Here is a 19,189-nt window from a genome sequence, read left to right as displayed (position 1 = left end):
TCACGGCCATGCGAGGAGGGCCCGATGCCGCGTCAGGTCTCCCGCCGCAGCGCCCTGCTCGGGCTGGCCGCGCTCGGCTCGCAAGCCCTGGCCGGATGCAGCTCCTCGCCCGGCGGCAGCCACGGCGGCGGCTCCTCGCCCGGCCTGCCCGCCACGCAGTCGCCCACCGCCCCCGAGACCGGGCCGCCGAGTCCGAGACCGCTGCCCAGCACCACCGTCACCGCCGCCACCGGCACGGTGGTGGTGCCCGGGTCGCCGGTCCGGGTGGTCACCCTGGACACCGCCGAGCTCGACTCGGCGATCACCCTCGGCATCACCCCCGTCGGCGCCGCCCGCGCCCCCGCCGACCGCGGCCTGCCGAGCTACTGGCCCCCCTCCTGGCTCGCGAAGATCGCCTCCGTCGGCACCGTCGGCAACCCCGACCTTGCCAGGATCTCCGCACTCGACCCCCAGTTGATTCTCAGCAACCAGACCCGCGACGGCACCCGCTACGACGCCCTGAGCCGGATCGCCCCCACCGTCCTCACCCAGACCACCGGCTACCCGTGGAAGGCCGACTTCCAGCTGCACGCCCAGGCCCTCGGCCGGCAGGAGCAGGCCGCCGCGGTCGTCACCGCGTACGGGCGGCACCTCACCCAGACCTCGCAGGCCATCGCCGAGGCCGGGTCCGCCGGGAAGCGGGTCAGCGTCGTCCGCTTCATCGAAGGCTCACCGAACGTACGGCTGTACGGCAGACAGAACTTCATCGGCACGCTGCTCACCGACCTCGGCCTCGCGCGGCCCGACCCGCAGAACGTCGACCAGTTCGACGTCGAGGTGCCGCCCGAGCAGATCGCCAAGGCCGACGGCGACGTGCTGCTCTACTCCACCTACGGCGATCCGGCGAAGGCCGCCACCGCCGCCGTACTGGCCGGCAGCGGCTGGCAGGCGCTGGGCGCGGTCAAGGCGCACCGGGTCTTCCCGGTGGACGACCAGCTCTGGTTCGAGGGGATCGGCTACACCGGCGCCAATCTCGTGCTCGCCGAACTCCAGCACCTCCTCGGTGGGTGATCCGCTCAACCCTTCGGGCTGCGACGGAGGTTGACGACCAGCAGGAAGAGCGCCGAGAGGACCGCCGCCAGCCGCAGCACGGTCGGCGCGGCCGTCAGGGCCGCGTGGTTGAACTGGTCCGGGGCCACCGGGGAGCCCCAACGTCCCTTCGCCCGGCCCCAGTACCAGACCGTCGTGGCCGTCATGGTGGCCATCGGGATGCCGAAGACCGCGAACTTCTTGGTGAGATCGCCCAGCCTGGCGGAGAGGTAGGCGGCGGCCCAGCCGACCAGCATGATCAGGATCTGCCCGGTCAGCGCCCCGGCGAGCAGCACCACCGCGGCGATCAGCAACAACGGCGACGGACGGCGGCCGGCCAGCAGGCCGGCGGCGCGCGGCGGCTTCCCCGTGGGAGTGGCCGGGGTGTCGCCAGCGGCGGGCGCCGCGGCCTCGGCCTGGTCCTTGCGCGGCTCCGGCACGGCGGGCGCGGCCGCGGGCTCGGCGCCGCCGAAGTCGAAGGTGACGCTGTCCCAGCCGGGGAAGTCGGCGGCGCTCGGTCCTGGGCCGGGCACGACCCGTCTGGGGCGCGGGGCCCCCGCGGGTGCGCCCACCGCCGGGGCGGGCCCGGCCTGCGCCGCAGCGGGCGGGGAGTCCGCCGGCCCCTCGGGCGTGTACACGCTCTCCTCGGGTGCGGCACCGCCCGGCGGTCCGAGGACCCGCCGCGGCCTGTCCACCCGCCACCACTCACCGCCCGAGCGGCCACCCTCGTGCTCGTCCGCCATCGCCCCGCCACCCCGCCTCGTGTAGCCGTGCCGCCGACCGCCGACGGTACCCACTCCCTGAGTACCCACGCGAGCCCCGCACCGTCAGGGGCGCCAGGAACCTCCACGGGAAGGTGCGCCGCAGGGGCCCGGGGAGCTACGCGAAAGCGGCGGGCACCCGCGCCGCGCCGATCCCGCCGGCGCGAAGTCGCAGCCCGGGGGCCCGGGGAGTCGCGCACGACCGACGGCAGGGTGCTGAGGCGCGGCCCCGGGGCCCGCAGGCGCCACCCGCTGATCGTGTCAATGCCTTCGGCTCGGGGAGGTGCACTCAAAGAACGGCCGACTAGGCTGGGTCGAATGACCGCATCGCAGCGTGCCCCGCGCCCCGGCCGAACCGTCGCCGCACCACGTACGCTCGCCGAGGAACTGCGCGCCCGCAGCGACGAGGCGCTGGCCGAGCTGCTGCGGACCCGCCCCGACGTGCTGAACCCGGTGCCGAGCGACCTGTCCCAGCTGGCCGCCCGGCTCTCCAGCCGGGCCTCCGCGCTGCGCGCGCTGGAACGACTGGACCGTTTCACCCTGCAGGTCGCCGAGGCCCTGGCGGCCGCTCCCGAGGGCAGTTCCGAGGCCACCGTCCGCAACCTGCTGGCCGGTCCCGCCCGGGTCGGACCGCACCCGGGGGCCGCAGCGGCCGACCGCGCCGCCGTCACCGCCGCCCTGCCGACCGCACTGGCCACCCTCCGCGGCCAGGCCCTGCTCTGGGGCCCGGACTCCGCGCTGCGCCTGGTGATCGCCGTCCGCGAGGCGCTCGCGCCCAGCGCCAACAACCCGGGCCGCACCGGCCTCGGCCCCACCTTCGCCGAGGCGACGGCCGGCATGTCCCCGGCCCGGCTGCAGCAACTGCTGGCCGGCGCCGGGCTGTCGCCGACCCCGGATCCGGTCACCGCCGTCGCCGCGCTCGGCGGGCTGCTCGCCGATCGCAAGCGCTGCGCCGCGCTGCTCGCCGAGGCCCCCGAGGCCTCGCTCGCGCTGCTGGAGAAACTGGTCTGGGGCCCGCCCACCGGCACCGTCCCCGACGCCGCCCGCCCGGTGACCGCCGAGGAGGCCCGCAGCCCGGTCGAATGGCTGCTGGCGCGCGGCCTGCTGCTGCCGTCCAGCCCCGGTTCGGTCGTGCTCCCCCGCGAGCTGGCGCTGCACCTGCGAGGCGGCCGCAGCCACCGCGCCGTCGAGCCCCTCGCACCGGCGCTGGTACCGGGCCCCGAGCGCGATCCGCAGGCCGTGGACAGCGCCGCCGCCGGGCAGGCGTACACCGCCGTCCGCACCGTCGAGGAGCTGCTGGAGGCCTGGGGCCTGCAACCCCCCGCGAACCTGCGGGCCGGTGGGCTCGGCGTGCGCGACCTCAGGCGGACCGCGCTCACCCTGGAGTGTCCCGAGCCCACCGCCGCCTTCTGGCTCGAACTCGCCTACGCCGCAGGCCTGCTGGCCCCCGACGGTGAGGTGGACGAACGCTGGGCGCCCACTCCGGCGTACGACACCTGGCTGCAGCAGCCGATCGCCGAACGCTGGGCGCTGCTCGCCCGCAGCTGGCTCGCCACCACCCGGGTGGGCCGGCTCGCCGGCACCCCCGACGGCAAGGGCAGGATCCGGGCCGCCCTCGGCCCCGAGCTGGACCGCACCCTCGCCCCGTCCGTCCGCCGCGACGCCCTCGCCCTACTGGCCTCGCTGCCGCCCGGCGGCACCGCCGGCGCCGGTGCGCTGCTGCCCGTACTGCGCTGGCAGCGCCCGCTGCGCGGCGGCCCCGTCCAGCAGGACGACCGCGAACTGCGGGACCACCTGGTCGACTTCACCCTGGAGGAGGCCGAGATGCTCGGCCTCACCGGCCGGGGTGCACTCGCCGCGCCGGCCCGTACGCTGCTGGCCTGCGGCGACCCGGCACCCGTGCTCGGGCCGCTGCTGCCGCAGCCGCTCGACCACGTGATCCTGCAGCCCGACCTCACCGCGATCGCGCCAGGGCCGCTGCTCACCCCGCTCGCCCAGGCGCTGGCACTCTGCGCGGACATCGAGTCCAAGGGCGGCGCCACGGTCTACCGCTTCACCACCGAGTCGGTGCGCCGCGCGCTGGACGCCGGGCGTACCGCCTCCGACCTGCACGCCTTCCTGGAGCAGCACTCCAGGACCGGCGTCCCGCAGCCGCTGACCTACCTGATCGACGACGTCGCCCGCAGGCACGGCGTGCTGCGGGTCGGCGCCGCCTCCTCGTACCTGCGCTGCGACGACACCGCTCTGCTGGCCGAGGTGCTCGCCGACCGGAGGGCCGCCGAGCTGCGGCTGAGGCTGCTCGCGCCGACCGTGCTGGCCGCCCAGGCACCGCCCGAGACCCTGCTCGCGGTGCTGCGCGGCATGGGCTTCGCACCGGCCGCCGAGTCCGCCGAGGGCGATGTGCTGATCACCCGCCCCGACAGCCACCGCTCCCCGCCCCGGACCACCCCCGCACCCTTCCCCGACGGGCCGCCGCGCCCGGACGACGTCCTGCTGGGCGCCGCGGTCAAGGCGGTGCGCGCGGGCGACCGGGCGGCCACCGCCGTCCGCAAGGAGACGGTGGCCGGCCCCGCGGCCACACCGCAGCAGACCGGACCGGCCCGTACCGACCTGCGGCAGCTCCCCCGCACCGCCGCCGCCGACACGCTCGCCGCCCTGCAGACGGCCGTCCTGCTCGGCGAGCGGATGTGGATCGGCTACGTCAACGTGGAGGGGCTGGCCTCGCAGCGCGTCGTCGACCCGGTCAAGGTCGAGGGCGGCTTCGTGACGGCGTACGACCACCTCACGGACGAGGTACGCACCTTCGCCCTGCACCGCATCACCGGCGTCGCCGAGGTGGACGACTCCGACTGACCAGCCGCGGGGCCGGGGCGCGCGGGCGCGCGGGCGCGCGGGCGGGCGCGGGCGCGGGCGCGGGCGCTCAGTGCGGCTTCTGCTGCTCCTTGGCCGCCATCTCCTTGGCGTGCTGCTCCTTGGCCTGCTGGACGATCTTGTTGGTGTCCGGCAGCGAGAGGTCCTGGCCACTGATCAGGCTGGCCGCCTCCAGCCCGACGAAGGTGAAGGGCCCACCGGTCTCGCCGAGCCCGGCCAGGGCGTGCGCGGGGGTGGCGGAGGCCGCGAAGGCGGCACCGGACAGGACAACGGCGGAGAGAACCCGCTTCGGCGTCTTCATGCCCGGCTCAACGGGGACCCGCGGCACGGGTCACGTGCTCTGGGCCGAGTGCGGGACACTGGAAAGTCTGCGACCGGACCTACGGAGGTTTCCCCTCAGGCGGCGTCAGCAAAACTGCAGCGCGGCGGCCATCCGCCGGAACGGCCCCGCCCACGCGCCACGGGGGAAGCGCATGAAGGGGCTGTGGGCCCGTGCCGAAAGGAGAACCCATTCCGCTCCCGGCACGGGTGCTCAGGGACGGCTACTGCTGGTCAGTGATCACGGCGTGCACACCGAGCCCACGCCGCCAGACCTCAACGGTTCGCCGCTGGCCGACACGGACCCACCAGAGCCGTCCCGGGGCTTCCTCGGCCCCTTCGAAGTCGATCCCGCCGACGATCAGCAGGACGGCGCAGAGCCCGAACCACAGCCAGGTACTCACGCTGGTTCCTCCTTCGGCGAGAGGTTCCACGGGATCACCGGCACGTGCGCCATGCTGCGGTGCGTCGGCTCTTCCCGGGCGTGCTCGAAGGGCCAGCGCTGCGCCTCCTCGAAGTCCTCGGAGACCGGACCGACAGCGCCGCACGGGGTGCCGTCCTCAGCCTCACCGAGACACACGAACTGGTGCCGCGTCGGTGACTCGTCCTCGCTGACGCGCCGGATCGTCCAGTCCGTGAACCGGAAGTACCGGCGACGCTTCACGATGAGATCAGGGGTCTTCACGGCCACGTCGGCGCTCACTGTTCCTCCCCCGTGTCTGGCTCGGTGGCAGGCTGCTCCGCAGGGTCGGCGGGCATGTACGGGTCCCGTGGCGGATGGCCGTCGATGTGGTCGTGATAGCCGCTCTGCGGCCTGTTGCGCCTTACGGCCATCGCGGCGCCTCCGAGACGTAGAAGTCTTGCCGGGAACGGGCGTTGGCGACTCGTGCGGCCTCTCTGAGCTGGCGCATGGTGTCCGACTCCGGCACCGGCTCCAGCGGGGCGTCAGCGGGCTGCTGGGGCTGCTCCTGGTCGTGCTGGTCATCCTCGAAGTCATTGCGCACGCTGCACCTCGCATTCGGGCGCGTGGTAGCCCCGCAGGACCCGGACATCGGTCTCGGCCGACCGGTCGAACGTTGCTCGCGCCTTGCGTTCCCGGGCGTCGAGCTCGGCGCACCTGATGCACGCTGGCGACTTGGTCTTCCTAGGCGGCATCGTTCACCGCCAGAGGGGCAGGGCGGCGGAATACGGCGCCAAGGTCGCTGCCGTCGGCCTTCCCCCTGTCCGGGCACTTCTCGCTGCCGCACTCGCAAAACGCCCAATCCTTGAGCGTGCCACGGCCGCCACCCCGCAACTTGTCGAAGTACAGCGGGTCGTACTCCGCTTGGATGGCAGCCATCTCGGCCGCGCTGACGGTCCGCCGGGGGCGTCGTCCGTTCTGCCGCTGGTCCACAGCGGAGATCGCAGCACGGTACGGATCAGCGGTCAGCGCCGGTGGACTGTTGGTCATCGCTTAGCTCCCATGCCGATCGGCCTTTGACCAGCACGTTAAGCGTCTGTGATTCGCCGGAAGGAGTGCGATTCTCGGATATTCGAACGCCGGCGACAGGGCTTCGCCAGGATTCTCAGATCGCGCCGAGCGCTCTCCGGCAGCGAGTGATGACCCGGTGGGCGTCAGGACCGTAGACCGCTGAGGCGGCAAGCGTGTCCCAGGTGCGGAGGTACAGCGCCACGTTGTCGGCGTCCTCCAGCCAGAGCTCGGCATGCCAGTCCTCAGCGATCACAAGCCGCTCGTCATAAATCCAAAACCCGTTAGCAGGTGGCAGCTTGAGCGATGCGCCGAGCGGCACGATGCCCAGGGACACAGTGTCCAGCCCGACCACGCCACTGAGTCGGTCAAGCTGCGCAGCCATCACGGCCGGCGGGCAGATCAGAGCGCGAAGTGCGGCTTCCCACATGACGATGTGGTACCGCTTGCCCGGTTGGTACAGATTCTCTTGCCGCCGGACACGAGCCCGTACGGCGTCCTCTACATCGCGTGGCGACTGGTGAAGTTCGACGTAGGCGCTGAACACATGCCGGGCGTAGTCGGCCGTCTGGAGCATTCCGACGACCATGGAGCCTTCCCATGCTCGGAGCACGGTCGAGCGCTCGTACTCAACCGTCAGGGTGTCCTGCACCGGTCGATGCCCAGCGGCAAGCTGCCTACGCCAGGAGCGGGAGTGCGATTCGAGGACCCGCAGCCGAGCCGCCAACTCACCTTCGGTGTGCGGCTGTTCGACACCTTCTGCCCACGCCTTGAGGTCATCATGAGTGGCCGTCTGCCTGCCGGTCTCCAGCTTGCTGACCTTGGACTGTGTCCAGCCCAAGCGCTCGGCCAGCTGCCGACCCGTAAGACCGCCCTCGGTGCGCAGCTCACGAAGCCGCAGACCGAGGGCGATTCGGGCCTGTTGGAAGTCGGTACTCACACGCCGGACGGTACCTCAGCGCTGAACGCCCGGTGCGGGACGGCAAAATGCCAAGCAGCGTCGCGAACCTGGCAGGCGCGGGCCACCTGTACCGGGTCGGTGATCAGCTCCACGCTGGTCAGGTCGTCGGCAGCGTCGAAGTGCAGCAGCGCGATCACGCGCGAGTCGAACAGCCAGGCGTCTTCGTCCGGAATGAAGGTCGCCCTATGAGACGACAGCGCGGAAGTGCCGGGGATGGGCGAGCCGTGGCTCAGTTACGGGAGAGCGCAGGGCGTTCCCGCCAGCCGAAGCCCTCTGCTGCTGCCTGCGGCACGAAGAAGCCCCCGCCGGGCCGGTGGGCCAGACGGGGGCTGGTGGCGCTGCTACGGGCGGCTAATACGCCTCCGCCTCACGCACTACAAACTCTCGGATCACCTGCTCAACATCCTTACCGTCTGCGTCGGCACACCGGATCTTCCCGTCCTCGCCGAGGTAGACGGCCAGCCGAGACGTGTCCAGCGTGCGACCGCTCTTCGTGGCCGGGGAAACCTCGACGTACGCGCCCGCCTCAAGTAGCAGATCACGCTTGCCCGCCGTGTCGGCTGCCTCCCAGTGCTGCACGAACGTCTTGCCTGTCGGTACCCCAACCACCCCGGCAGGCTTGGCTTCGCGCTGCTTCTCCTCCAGCGAGGCAATGCGCTCTTCGAGCTTGGCGTACTGCGCAGCGAAGCGGTTCGCGCCGTCCTCGCCCTTGAACAGGCCACGGTCGTACCGGTCCTTCTCAAGGTCGCTCAGCGCTTCCTTCGCCTGCCTGATCTGCGGCCTCAAGTCCTCGCCGGCCTGTTCGACCATCCGCACCACAGGGAGCCGACCGAACGCCTTGAGGAACTTCGACTTCACATACGCCTCCATCGCCTCACCGGCGATGCTCACGCCATAGCAGTCGATCGGCTCACCACCCTGCCGCTTCTTCAACCGACCGATGCATCGGTACCGGGTCCGCCCCTTGGCCACGTAGGTGTACATGCGGAAGCCGCAGAGCGCGCAGTGCGCAATGCCACGCAACAACGACGTGCCCTCTCGCCGCCGGTCACCGGGGTTGGTGCGCCGCTCCAACTCGTCCTGGAGGGCCTGCCAGGTGTCCATGTCCAAGATCGGCGTGCGGTTGACCAGCGGCAAGCCGTCCGTGCGCAGGATGGGCTTGCCGTCCTCGATGACCTGGCCCAGCAACTGCGGGTTGGTGAGCAGGCTACGAAGGGTGGTCGTGTACCACTTCTTCGAATCGCTGCGCTTCCCGGTTGTCTGCCGCGAAGAGTGACCGGGAGAGGGCACGTTTCCCTTGCTCAGGTCCGCCGCGATGGTCATCAGCGAATCCCTCGCAAGCACCCGTTCCACGATCGTGTGAATCGTCTTCGCTTCCTCCGGGTTGACCTCCAGCACCTTGCCCGCGCCATCCGGGTTCGGGACGACGCGGTACCCGTACGGGACTCGTCCCCCGGTGTAGCGGCCTTCACGGCGCAGGTGCTCGTGAGCGCTGGAGACCCGCATACCGATGGTGTCGGACTCCAACTCGGCGAAGACCGCGATGACCTTCGCCATGGCGCGCCCCATGGACGACGTGAGGTCCAGCGGCTCGGTGGCCGACGCAAGTGCTACGCCCTGCGCCTCTGTGATCCGCATGATCTCGGCGAAGTCCACGGTGGAGCGCGCAAGTCGGTCGATCTTGAAGAACACGATCACGTCGAGCTCGGGTAGCCTCGACAGAACCCGCTGGAGCCCCGGACGCTCTAGCCCGCGCGAGAAGCCGGAAACGTCGATGTCTTCCTCGACCGCTACGACGGTCCATCCGCGCGCCGTACACAGCGCCTCACAGGCCGCTCGCTGGCGTTCCGGGGAAGTGCTCTCCTCCGTTTCACGCGATAGGCGAACATAGATAGCAGCGCGCATTCCAGGCGCGTTGGCCGGAACGCCCTTCCGGCGCCGGGCCCGGGGCAGGGCCCGAGCAGTGGCAGTTGTGGTCTCTGTCACCCTGACGATCCTAATCGTGGAGGTATGTGTGTCCTGCTTGATCGTCCAGAGCGACAAGACGCTGCTGCTGGAGATCGACCACCCGAAGGCCGCCGACTGCCGCCGGGCGATCGCGCCCTTCGCCGAGCTGGAGCGCGCCCCCGAGCATGTGCACACCTACCGGGTCACCCCGCTCGGCCTGTGGAACGCCCGCGCCGCCGGACACGACGCCGAGCAGGTCGTGGACGCCCTGGTGAACTACTCCCGCTACCCGGTGCCGCACGCGCTGCTGGTGGACGTCGCCGAGACCATGGCCCGCTACGGCCGCCTCCAGCTCACCAAGCACCCGGTGCACGGCCTGGTGCTCACCACCACCGACCGGCCGGTGCTGGAGGAGGTGCTGCGTTCCAAGCGGATCGCCCCGCTGGTCGGTGCCCGGGTCGACGCCGACACCGTGGTCGTGCACCCGTCCGAGCGCGGCCAGGTCAAGCAGGTGCTGCTCAAGCTCGGCTGGCCGGCCGAGGACCACGCCGGGTACGTGGACGGCGAGGCGCACCCGATCCACCTGGAGGAGGACGGCTGGGCGCTGCGCCCGTACCAGAAGCAGGCCGTCGAGGGCTTCTGGCACGGCGGCAGCGGTGTGGTCGTCCTGCCCTGCGGCGCGGGCAAGACCCTGGTCGGCGCGGCGGCGATGGCCGAGGCCAAGTCGACCACGCTGATCCTGGTCACCAACACCGTCTCGGCCCGGCAGTGGAAGCACGAGCTGGTGAAGCGGACCTCGCTGACCGAGGACGAGATCGGCGAGTACAGCGGCACCCGCAAGGAGATCCGCCCGGTCACCATCGCCACCTACCAGGTGATGACCACCAAGCGGAAGGGCGTCTACCCGCACCTGGAGCTGTTCGACGCCCGCAACTGGGGCCTGGTGGTCTACGACGAGGTGCACCTGCTGCCCGCACCGGTCTTCAAGTTCACCGCCGACCTGCAGGCCAGGCGGCGGCTCGGGCTGACCGCGACCTTGGTCCGCGAGGACGGCCGCGAGGGCGACGTCTTCTCGCTGATCGGGCCCAAGCGCTTCGACGCCCCGTGGAAGGAGATCGAGGCCCAGGGCTACATCGCACCGGCCGACTGCTGCGAGGTCCGGGTCACCCTCACCGACTCCGAGCGCCTCGCGTACGCCACCGCCGAACCCGAGGAGCGCTACCGCTTCTGCTCGACCACGGCGACCAAGCGCCGGGTGGTGGAGGCCCTGGTCAGGAAGCACAAGGGCGACCAGACGCTGATCATCGGTCAGTACATCGACCAGCTCGACGAGTTGGGCGAGGTGCTCGGCGCACCCGTGATCAAGGGCGAGACCAGCAACGCCCAGCGCGAGAAGCTCTTCGACGCGTTCCGGAACAAGGAGATCAGCGTGCTGGTGGTCTCCAAGGTGGCCAACTTCTCCATCGACCTCCCGGAGGCGACCGTCGCCGTCCAGGTCTCCGGCACCTTCGGCTCCCGCCAGGAGGAGGCCCAGCGCCTCGGCCGGGTGCTGCGGCCCAAGGCGGACGGCCACGCGGCGCACTTCTACTCGGTGGTGGCCCGCGACACCGTGGACCAGGACTTCGCCGCCCACCGGCAGCGCTTCCTGGCCGAGCAGGGCTACGCGTACCGGATCATCGACGCCGACGACGTGTGAGCGGGTGACGGCCGGTCATGATGCGGCCGGCCGTCAGAGCTTGACGCCGTCGCGCCCGAGGAAAACCACTCGCGCGGCGGTGTCGAGCAGGATCCCCACGGTACGGACGGCCTGGGTCATCGGGCCGCGGCGGCGGCTGTCGCCGGCGGCACCTCGGCCGGGTCGGTGCTGCTTGATGCGTTCGCTGTTCACGCCCTCGACGTTAGGCCCCGTGCCACCGCCCGGTCGTCAGCCCGAAGGGCGCGATGACCGGGCCCCGGGTCCTTCTCCAGGTGTACGGCACCCCTACGTCAAGGCGTACGTGAACCCTGAGAAAACGATTAGCGCCGGGCTCTGCGGCGGTCTAAGATCTCCGGTCTTGCCCCTCCCGAACCGTGGTGCCAACCGTCGGCAGCCGTGGGAGGCCCCGGCCGGTCGGCAACCGGTCGCGTCCTTCACTGTGAGCTACGACGAGTCCGCCGCCCCATCGCGAGGGCGGCCGGGAAGGTTCGCTGTGCACGCCCCCACCGACCACTTGGCCACCGACCCCCTGCAGCGCGAGCGCGACCATCTGGCCGCCTCCAGAGCCGCGTTGAAGGCCATGCGCGAGGACGTCGAGTCCCTCGACCTGCGCGACGTCACGGGCACCTGGGTCTCCGCCGCCGTCCTGCAGAACCAGATCGAGCAGCGCATCGCGGCGCTGGCCGACCTCGCCCACACCCCGCTGTTCTTCGGCCGGCTGGACTACCTGCACGCCATCAGCGGGGGCCCCTCCTCGCCGAAGGCGGGCGAGGAGGGAGACCTGGCCGAGGGCGCGGGAGGGGGTGCGCGAAGCGCGTCTAGCAAGGACGGTGGTGGGCGACGGGCGGGCGAGCGGTTCTACATCGGCCGCCGGCACGTGCACGACTCGGACGGCGACCCGATGGTGATCGACTGGCGCGCACCGGTCTCCCAGCCGTTCTACCGGGCCAGCCGCAACGACCCGATGGACGTCGAACGCCGCCGCCGGTTCGGCTACACCGGCGGCGAGTTGACCGCGTACGAGGACGAGAACCTCACCGACCCCGCCGAGTCGGACACCCGCTCCGCGCTGCTCGCGGCCGAGATCGAGAAGCCCCGCGTCGGCCCGATGCGCGACATCGTCGCCACCATCCAGCCCGAGCAGGACGAGATCGTCCGCGCCGACATCTCCGGCACCGTCTGCGTCCAGGGCGCCCCCGGCACCGGGAAGACCGCGGTCGGCCTGCACCGAGTCGCCTACCTGCTCTACGCGCACCGCGAGCGGCTCGCCCGCACCGGCACCCTGGTGATCGGCCCGAACCGCTCCTTCCTCCACTACATCGAGCAGGTCCTGCCCGCTCTCGGCGAGTTGGACGTGGCCCAGGCCACCGTCCAGGAGCTGGTCGGCCACGTCGAGGTCCGCGGCGCCGACACCGCCGAGGCCGCCACCGTCAAGGGCGACGCCCGGATGGCCGAGGTGCTGCGCCGCGCCGTGCGGTCCGGGATCAGCCTGCCCACCGAACCCTGCGTGGTGATCCGGGGATCGCGCCGCTGGCGCGTTCCGGCGTACGAACTGGTCGAGATCATCGAGGAGTTGAAGGACCGGGACGTCCGCTACGGCGCGGCCGGGGAGGCGCTGCCGCAGCGCATCGCGCACGCCGTCCTGCTGAAGATGGAACAGGGCGGTGAGGCCCCCGACGACCGGGTGCAGGACGCGGTCGCCCGCAACTCGGCGGTCAAGGCGGTGGTCAAGCAGTGCTGGCCGCCGGTCGACCCGGCCAAGCTGGTGCACCGGCTGCTCACCGACGCCGAGTTCCTGGCCGAGTGCGCGGAGGGGATCCTGGACGCCGAGGAGCAGGCCGCGATCCGGTGGACCAAGCCCGGCCGGTCCCTGAAGACCGCCCCCTGGACCCCGGCCGACGCCGTACTCGTCGACGAGGCGGCCGACCTGGTGCAGCGCACGCCCTCGCTCGGGCACGTGGTGCTGGACGAGGCGCAGGACCTCTCCCCCATGCAGTACCGGGCCGTCGGCCGCCGCTGCTCCACCGGCTCCGCGACCATCCTCGGCGACCTCGCCCAGGGCACCACCCCCTGGGCGACCGGCAGTTGGCCCGAGGCCCTGCAGCACCTCGGCAAGTCCACCGCGCACGTCGAGGAGCTCACCACCGGCTTCCGGGTGCCCGAGGAGGTCATCGCCTACGCCTCCCGGCTGCTTCCCGCGATCGCCCCCGGGCTGGCGCCGGCCACCTCGATCCGCGACACCCCCGGCTCGCTGGCGATCGACCGCGTCCTCGACGGGCCGGACGGGCTGACCGAGGCCGTGATCGAGAGCTGCCGCAAGGCCCTCGCCCGTGAGGGCTCCACCGCACTGATCGCGGCCGACGACCGGATCCCGCTGCTGGCCGAGGCCCTGACCGAGGCCGGACTGCCGTTCCTCGACCCCGGCACCGAGACCAGCGCGGAGACTCGGCTGACCCTGGTCCCGGCCTCGCTCGCCAAGGGTCTCGAGTACGACTACGTGGTCCTGGACGAGCCCGCCGCGGTGGTCGCCGGCGAGCCGGACGAACGCACCGGCCTGCGCCGCCTGTACGTCGCCCTGACCCGCGCGGTCTCCGGCCTCACGGTGGTCCACTGCGAGCCGCTGCCGCCGCAGTTGCTGGCCTGAGGCCCGCCCCGGGGACACGTCCACATAGTCGACCGGACTACGCCTCAGGGTGCGGGGAACCGCGCGGGAAACCATGCACGGTCGTGCTGGGCTTCTCGCGCGGTTCCCCGCGACTCAGGCATCGACCAGGGTGCGCCATTCGGCGACCTTGGCGGGGTCGATCGGGGAGGCCCAGCCGTTCTCGCGGACGGCGCCGCCGATGTGGAAGGCGTCGAAGCCGGCCGCCCGCAGCCCGGGGACGTGCTCGGCGCGCAGTCCGCCGCCGACCAGGATCCGCTGCCGGTAACCCGGTTCGCCGGACTTGGCCAGCTCCCCCGCCAGGACGTCGAGCCCGGCGTCCACGCCGGATGCCGCTCCTGAGGTCAGGAAGGTGTCCAGGCCCGGCAGTTCGCCGACCGCGGTCCGGACGGCGGCCCTGTCGGCGCTGTGGTCGAGCGCCCGGTGGAAGGTCCACCGGCAGCCCGCGACCGCCTCCGCGACGGCGGTGGTCGCGGCCAGGTCCACGGCACCGCCCGCGTCCAGGAACCCGAACACGAACTCCTCGGCTCCCTCCGCCCGCAGCGCGGCGGCGCGATCGCGGAGCTCGTCCAGATCGCCCGGCGCGAAGCCGTCGCGGATCCGCAGCATCACCCGCAGCGGAATGGCGACCGCGGCACGGATGGCGGCGAAGTCGGCCACCGAAGGGGCCAGTCCGTCGGCGGCCATGTCGGCGACCAGTTCGAGGCGGTCGGCACCGCCGGCCTCGGCAGCCCGGGCGTCCTGCGCCGTCAGCGCGATGACTTCGAAAATTGGTCTAGACATATCGCTACCTTGCCACACCCCGGGCTCGCGCCCAAGCCGGCGCGCGGGCCCCGCGTCGCACGCCCGGCCCACCCCGGAGCGTGGCGGGCCGGGCCGCGACGTCCGCCGAGGTCAGACGGCCGCGGGCGGCTCGCCCTTCGCCCGGACGGCCTTGACGAGCCGGAGTGCGAGCAGCGACGCCAGCACCGCGAACCCGCCGGCTGCCAGCACGCCGACCGGCTCGTCGAAGAATTCGTTCATGATGCCCAGCGGGTTCCGGATCAACAGCAGGGGCAGCGCACCGATGACCATCCCGGCGGCCCACAGCCGACGTCGGTTCGCGGCGAGCAACGGCAGAACGATCAGCAGAAGCTGGAGCGGCTGCCAACTCGGGTCCCAGAACAGCGGAGTGTGCAGATAGGACGGGCCGAGCAGGAGCAGTACGGACAGCACCGCACCCGTGACCGCCATCGGAAGCGTCCGGCGGGAACGCCCGCCGAGGAGGTCCGGCGGTGCCATCAGCAGCATGGCCAGCCACAACAGCGGCCCGCTCGCCGACCAGACGAGGGTGAAGACGGAGAAGGAGAGGATGGCGATCCAAACCGCCTGCACCAGACCGAGAGCCGCAGCCGCCACACCGATCCAACGCGCCGCGCCCCACCGACCGGCGAGGGCCGCCAGCACCGCCGGCGCCCAGGCGACGATCAGGGCGAGCTGCCACGCCTGCGCACCGCCGACCTCCCCGGCGCTCCCCCCGAGTCCGAACAGCCAGTAGAGGCCGATCCGGAAGCCGAGACCGGCTCCCAGTACGAACGGCGCCGCCTCCGCGAGCACCTGCCCCGCCACACCGCCGGAGGTCAGCCCCATCCGCACCCGAAGGCCGTGCCCGGCTATGCCGGCGAGTTCGCGCAGACGCAGCAGCCGCCCGCTGTCCCGCGCCACCAGGTCGTACACGTCGGTGATCTCCTCACCCCGCTCGCTCCGGTACCACTCCGGGTACAGGCGCAGCGCGGCCTTCAGCGAACGGGCCGTCACGCGGTCACCCCCCTCAGCTTCGGGCGGGTGGTGGACAGTCGGCGCTCCGCCTCCACGACCACGGCGCGCAGACGCTCGGTCTCGGCGGCCAGCGCGGCCCGCCCGCCGTCGGTGAGCGCGTACGTGCGCCGAGCGCGCCCGTCCACCACCTCCTCGCTGGCGACCTCGATCAGCCCCTGGCCCAGCAGGCGGTCGAGAGCGCCGTAGAGGGTGCCGGTGCGCATCCTGACCCGGCCGTCGGAGATCGCGGCGATCTCCTGGATGAGGGCATAGCCGTGCCTGGGGGCATCGGCCAGCGCGGTGAGCAGGAGCAGTGTGGGCTCCTGCATGGATCGCTCTGTCATGCGACTACATATATCGGGGAACTGCATATGCTGTCCACCGACACCAGCAACGCTCCTGACCGTCCGTCCGATCCTGCTGACGCGCGATCAGCCCGGCCCGCCACAATGACGACATGCCGACCGAGACCCATCCACCGCTCAAGGACTGGAACGCGCTGCTGACCCGCTGCGGCGCCACCGCCGACCCCGCGCCGTACGGGCGCGATCTGCTGGACCGCTGGGCCGAACCCCAGCGCCGGTACCACACCACGGCACACCTCGCCGCGGTGCTCGGCCATGTGGACGCGCTGGCCGGGCACGCCGAGGACCCGGACGCCGTCCGGCTGGCGGTCTGGTTCCACGACGCGGTCTACCGGCCGGACCGGTCCGAGAACGAGGAGCGCAGCGCCCGGCTGGCCCTCCGCGCACTGCGCGATGCGGGCCTGGCCGAGGAGTTGACCACCGAGGTGGCCCGGCTGGTCCGGCTCACCGTCACCCATCACCCCGAGCCCGGGGACGGTAACGGCGAGGTGCTCTGCGACGCCGACCTGGCCGTGCTCGGCGGACCGCCCCAGGCGTACGCGGCGTACGCGGCGGCGGTGCGCGAGGAGTACGGTTTCGTCCCCGAGGACGCCTTCCGGGCCGGACGGGCCGCCGTGCTGCGGCAGTTGCTCGATCTGCCCGCCCTCTACCGCACCCCTGAGGCCCGGGAGCGCTTCGATGCCCGGGCCCGGGTCAATCTGGCCGCCGAACTCGCAGAGCTCGGCTGACCCGTACCGGAACGGGGATCAACCGAGCCGCCCGGCTCCGCCCGCCATAGCCCCGGACAGGGCCGGGCTCACCCGCCCGGCCCGGGAGGAGGCTCAGACGAGCTGTCCGACCGGGGCCACCACGGTGCCGTTCTTGCCGCACACCCAGTGCGGCTCCGGCCCCAACTCCGGCTCCACGCTCAGCGCGTGCGGATCCCCCTCCGCCGCGCAGGCGGTGCACAGCGGCCAGCGGCCGTAAGCCTCCAGCAGGGCGTCCTGGACATCCTGGGCCAGCAGCCCGAGCACGTACTCCGTCCCGTCCGGCCACTGCTCCAGCCACCAGCGGCGGTGCGTGACCGCCTTCTCGACCAGCGAGACCACCGCGGCCTCGGCGACGTCCCGGGCGGTGAGGTCGGCGAGGACCAGGGCGCGGGCGGTGTGCAGGGCGGTTTCGATCTCGGAGCTGGCCATCCACCCATTCTCCCGCAGCCGGCGCCGCCGTCCCACGCGGGAGCGGACGCCGCGAGGGCGGCCTCCCCGCTGTGGGGAGACCGCCCTCGCAGACGATCAGAACTCGCCGATCCTCGGGGAGGATCAGAAGTCCATGTCACCGCCCGGCATGCCGCCGCCGGCCGGGGCAGCGGCCTTCTCCGGCTTGTCGGCGATGACGGCCTCGGTGGTCAGGAACAGCGCCGCGATGGACGCGGCGTTCTGCAGCGCGGAGCGGGTGACCTTGGCCGGGTCGATGATGCCCTCGGCGACCAGGTCGACGTACTCGTTGGTGGCCGCGTTCAGACCGTGGCCGGCGGGGAGGTTGCGCACCTTCTCCACCACGACGCCGCCCTCGAGGCCGGCGTTGGTCGCGATCTGCTTGATCGGGGCCTCCAGCGCGACGCGGACGATGTTGGCACCGGTGGCCTCGTCGCCGTCCAGCTCGAGCTTCTCGAACGCGACACTGGCCTGCAGCAGGGCGACGCCACCACCGGCGACGATGCCCTCCTCGACGGCGGCCTTGGCGTTGCGGACGGCGTCCTCGATGCGGTGCTTGCGCTCCTTGAGCTCGACCTCGGTCGCGGCACCGGCCTTGATGACGGCCACGCCGCCGGCCAGCTTGGCCAGGCGCTCCTGCAGCTTCTCGCGGTCGTAGTCCGAGTCGCTGTTCTCGATCTCGGCGCGGATCTGGTTCACGCGGCCCGCGACCTGCTCGCTGTCGCCGCCACCGTCGACGATGGTGGTCTCGTCCTTGGTGATGACGACCTTGCGGGCGGTGCCCAGGAGGTCCAGGCCCGCGTTCTCGAGCTTGAGGCCGACCTCCTCGGAGATGACGGTGCCACCGGTGAGGATGGCGATGTCGCCGAGCATGGCCTTGCGGCGGTCACCGAAGCCCGGGGCCTTGACGGCGACGGACTTGAAGGTGCCACGGATCTTGTTCACGACCAGGGTCGACAGGGCCTCGCCCTCGACGTCCTCGGCGATGATGACCAGCGGCTTGCCGGACTGCATGACCTTCTCCAGCAGCGGGAGCAGGTCCTTGACCGAGCCGATCTTGGAGTTGGCGATCAGGATGTACGGGTCCTCGAAGGACGCCTCCATCCGCTCCAGGTCGGTGGCGAAGTAAGCGGAGATGTAGCCCTTGTCGAAGCGCATGCCCTCGGTGAGCTCCAGCTCCAGGCCGAAGGTGTTGCTCTCCTCGACGGTGATGACGCCTTCCTTGCCGACCTTGTCCATGGCCTCGGCGATCAGCTCACCGATCTGGGTGTCGGCGGCGGAGATGGAGGCGGTGGAGGCGATCTGCTCCTTGGTCTCCACGTCCTTGGCCTGGGCCAGCAGCTGGTCCGAGACGGCGGCGACGGCCTTCTCGATGCCGCGCTTCAGGGCCATCGGGTTGGCGCCGGCGGCGACGTTGCGCAGGCCCTCGCGAACCAGGGCCTGGGCCAGCACGGTGGCGGTGGTGGTGCCGTCACCCGCGACGTCGTCGGTCTTCTTGGCGACCTCCTTGACGAGCTCCGCACCGATCTTCTCGTACGGGTCCTCGAGCTCGATCTCCTTGGCGATGGAGACACCGTCGTTGGTGATCGTGGGGGCACCCCACTTCTTCTCAAGGACGACGTTGCGGCCCTTGGGGCCCAGCGTCACCTTGACTGCGTCGGCAAGCTGGTTCATGCCACGCTCAAGGCCGCGGCGAGCTTCCTCGTCAAACGCGATGATCTTGGCCATCGGAAGTGGTCCTCCAGGACACGGTCGACTGCTCGGACCAAGAGGTGCCCGCGACGGACGGCACCCAGGAGCGGGGGTCCTTTCCCCTGCCGCTCCCCGGAACCTCACCGACCCGGTCCGTTTGTCACTCTCGAGCGGAGAGTGCTAACGCCAATGATTAGCACTCTGGGATACCGAGTGCAAGCCCAATGCGACAGTGTCGACCGGGAGTCGGCGGTTCCGAGCGGCCGCCCGCGTCCGGATCCGGACACCGTCGAGGACAGCAGTGGACCCGTACGACGGGGGTCGTACGGGTCCACTGCTCGAACAACGTTGTGAGCGCCAGCTCGTGACCGAGCCGAGGGCTCCGCA

20 protein-coding genes are annotated in these 19,189 nt (G+C 71.8%); 5 read left to right on the top strand and 15 right to left on the bottom strand.

The genetic code is table 11. The annotated features are described in order from the left end of the window. The first annotated feature begins 24 nt into the window (after window positions 1–24). Window positions 25–1,050 carry an ABC transporter substrate-binding protein gene (locus ACZ5ON_RS13485; protein ID WP_465590358.1) on the top strand — a complete coding sequence of 342 codons (1,026 nt, stop codon included), beginning with the start codon at window positions 25–27 and terminating at the stop codon, window positions 1,048–1,050. A gap of 5 nt (window positions 1,051–1,055) precedes the next feature. Here the strand turns inward: ACZ5ON_RS13485 and ACZ5ON_RS13480 are convergent, their stop codons facing one another. Beyond that, on the bottom strand, window positions 1,056–1,811 hold the full coding sequence (locus tag ACZ5ON_RS13480; protein WP_465590354.1) for a hypothetical protein: 756 nt from the start codon (window positions 1,809–1,811) through the stop codon (window positions 1,056–1,058). A gap of 336 nt (window positions 1,812–2,147) precedes the next feature. Here ACZ5ON_RS13480 and ACZ5ON_RS13475 point away from each other — a divergent pair, with 336 nt between their 5' ends. Beyond that, window positions 2,148–4,682 carry a helicase-associated domain-containing protein gene (locus ACZ5ON_RS13475; RefSeq protein ID WP_465590351.1) on the top strand — a complete coding sequence of 845 codons (2,535 nt, stop codon included), beginning with the start codon at window positions 2,148–2,150 and terminating at the stop codon, window positions 4,680–4,682. 67 nt (window positions 4,683–4,749) lie between these two features. Here ACZ5ON_RS13475 and ACZ5ON_RS13470 read toward each other — a convergent pair whose 3' ends face one another. The 8 genes from ACZ5ON_RS13470 to ACZ5ON_RS13435 all read right to left on the bottom strand — a co-directional run bounded on the left by ACZ5ON_RS13470 (window position 4,750) and on the right by ACZ5ON_RS13435 (window position 9,352). Beyond that, on the bottom strand, window positions 4,750–5,001 hold the full coding sequence (locus ACZ5ON_RS13470; protein WP_465590348.1) for a hypothetical protein: 252 nt from the start codon (window positions 4,999–5,001) through the stop codon (window positions 4,750–4,752). A gap of 241 nt (window positions 5,002–5,242) precedes the next feature. Next, entirely contained in the window at window positions 5,243–5,422 is a 180-nt protein-coding gene (locus ACZ5ON_RS13465; protein WP_465590346.1) for a hypothetical protein, read from the bottom strand. Beyond that, complete coding sequence (locus tag ACZ5ON_RS13460) at window positions 5,419–5,721, bottom strand: DUF7848 domain-containing protein (RefSeq protein ID WP_465590343.1); 303 nt, start codon at window positions 5,719–5,721, stop codon at window positions 5,419–5,421. The genes ACZ5ON_RS13465 and ACZ5ON_RS13460 overlap by 4 nt, the downstream gene beginning before the upstream one ends. A gap of 121 nt (window positions 5,722–5,842) precedes the next feature. Beyond that, a complete protein-coding gene (locus ACZ5ON_RS13455; RefSeq protein ID WP_465590340.1) occupies window positions 5,843–6,022 on the bottom strand; it encodes a hypothetical protein in 180 nt (59 codons plus the stop codon). A 140-nt stretch (window positions 6,023–6,162) separates the two neighbouring features. Beyond that, a complete protein-coding gene (locus ACZ5ON_RS13450; RefSeq protein ID WP_465590336.1) occupies window positions 6,163–6,468 on the bottom strand; it encodes a hypothetical protein in 306 nt (101 codons plus the stop codon). Window positions 6,469–6,583: 115 nt separating this feature from the next. After that, window positions 6,584–7,426: a helix-turn-helix domain-containing protein gene (locus tag ACZ5ON_RS13445; protein ID WP_465590333.1), complete on the bottom strand. Its 843-nt coding sequence runs from the start codon at window positions 7,424–7,426 to the stop codon at window positions 6,584–6,586. Beyond that, entirely contained in the window at window positions 7,423–7,620 is a 198-nt protein-coding gene (locus ACZ5ON_RS13440; protein WP_465590673.1) for a DUF6879 family protein, read from the bottom strand. The genes ACZ5ON_RS13445 and ACZ5ON_RS13440 overlap by 4 nt, the downstream gene beginning before the upstream one ends. 178 nt (window positions 7,621–7,798) lie before the next feature. Continuing rightward, a complete protein-coding gene (locus tag ACZ5ON_RS13435) occupies window positions 7,799–9,352 on the bottom strand; it encodes a recombinase family protein (RefSeq protein WP_465590331.1) in 1,554 nt (517 codons plus the stop codon). A 109-nt stretch (window positions 9,353–9,461) separates the two neighbouring features. Between ACZ5ON_RS13435 and ACZ5ON_RS13430 the strand changes: the two genes are divergently transcribed. Then, window positions 9,462–11,090 (top strand): DNA repair helicase XPB, encoded by a 1,629-nt coding sequence (locus tag ACZ5ON_RS13430; protein ID WP_465590328.1) that lies wholly within the window; start codon window positions 9,462–9,464, stop codon window positions 11,088–11,090. A 33-nt stretch (window positions 11,091–11,123) separates the two neighbouring features. Here ACZ5ON_RS13430 and ACZ5ON_RS13425 read toward each other — a convergent pair whose 3' ends face one another. After that, the gene (locus ACZ5ON_RS13425) at window positions 11,124–11,282 is read right to left on the bottom strand and encodes a hypothetical protein (protein ID WP_465590325.1); all 159 of its coding nucleotides are present in this window, start codon (window positions 11,280–11,282) and stop codon (window positions 11,124–11,126) included. 301 nt (window positions 11,283–11,583) lie between these two features. Here ACZ5ON_RS13425 and ACZ5ON_RS13420 point away from each other — a divergent pair, with 301 nt between their 5' ends. Beyond that, window positions 11,584–13,734: a HelD family protein gene (locus tag ACZ5ON_RS13420; protein WP_465590321.1), complete on the top strand. Its 2,151-nt coding sequence runs from the start codon at window positions 11,584–11,586 to the stop codon at window positions 13,732–13,734. Window positions 13,735–13,848: 114 nt separating this feature from the next. On the opposite strand, the gene ACZ5ON_RS13415 is transcribed toward ACZ5ON_RS13420, so the two are convergent. From ACZ5ON_RS13415 to ACZ5ON_RS13405, 3 genes are all read right to left on the bottom strand, one after another. Further along, window positions 13,849–14,535 (bottom strand): copper homeostasis protein CutC, encoded by a 687-nt coding sequence (locus ACZ5ON_RS13415; RefSeq protein WP_465590318.1) that lies wholly within the window; start codon window positions 14,533–14,535, stop codon window positions 13,849–13,851. Between the two features lie 111 nt (window positions 14,536–14,646). Next, window positions 14,647–15,549, bottom strand: coding sequence for a hypothetical protein (locus tag ACZ5ON_RS13410; protein WP_465590315.1), 903 nt, complete (start codon window positions 15,547–15,549; stop codon window positions 14,647–14,649). Then, on the bottom strand, window positions 15,546–15,893 hold the full coding sequence (locus ACZ5ON_RS13405) for a PadR family transcriptional regulator (protein ID WP_465590312.1): 348 nt from the start codon (window positions 15,891–15,893) through the stop codon (window positions 15,546–15,548). Before ACZ5ON_RS13405 ends, ACZ5ON_RS13410 begins: the two co-directional genes overlap by 4 nt. Window positions 15,894–16,006: 113 nt before the next feature. On the opposite strand from ACZ5ON_RS13405, the gene ACZ5ON_RS13400 reads away from it, so the two are divergent. Beyond that, window positions 16,007–16,642 carry an HD domain-containing protein gene (locus ACZ5ON_RS13400; protein ID WP_465590309.1) on the top strand — a complete coding sequence of 212 codons (636 nt, stop codon included), beginning with the start codon at window positions 16,007–16,009 and terminating at the stop codon, window positions 16,640–16,642. A gap of 93 nt (window positions 16,643–16,735) precedes the next feature. Here ACZ5ON_RS13400 and ACZ5ON_RS13395 read toward each other — a convergent pair whose 3' ends face one another. Next, complete coding sequence (locus tag ACZ5ON_RS13395) at window positions 16,736–17,092, bottom strand: hypothetical protein (RefSeq protein WP_465590306.1); 357 nt, start codon at window positions 17,090–17,092, stop codon at window positions 16,736–16,738. Window positions 17,093–17,215: 123 nt separating this feature from the next. Then, a complete protein-coding gene (groL, locus tag ACZ5ON_RS13390; protein ID WP_465590302.1) occupies window positions 17,216–18,838 on the bottom strand; it encodes a chaperonin GroEL in 1,623 nt (540 codons plus the stop codon). Between the last annotated feature and the right edge of the window lie 351 nt (window positions 18,839–19,189).

It is taken from the genome of Kitasatospora sp. NPDC032150 (assembly GCF_055579945.1).
Note: the sequence above shows the minus strand (reverse complement) of the source record. Positions and strands in the feature narration are given on the sequence as shown.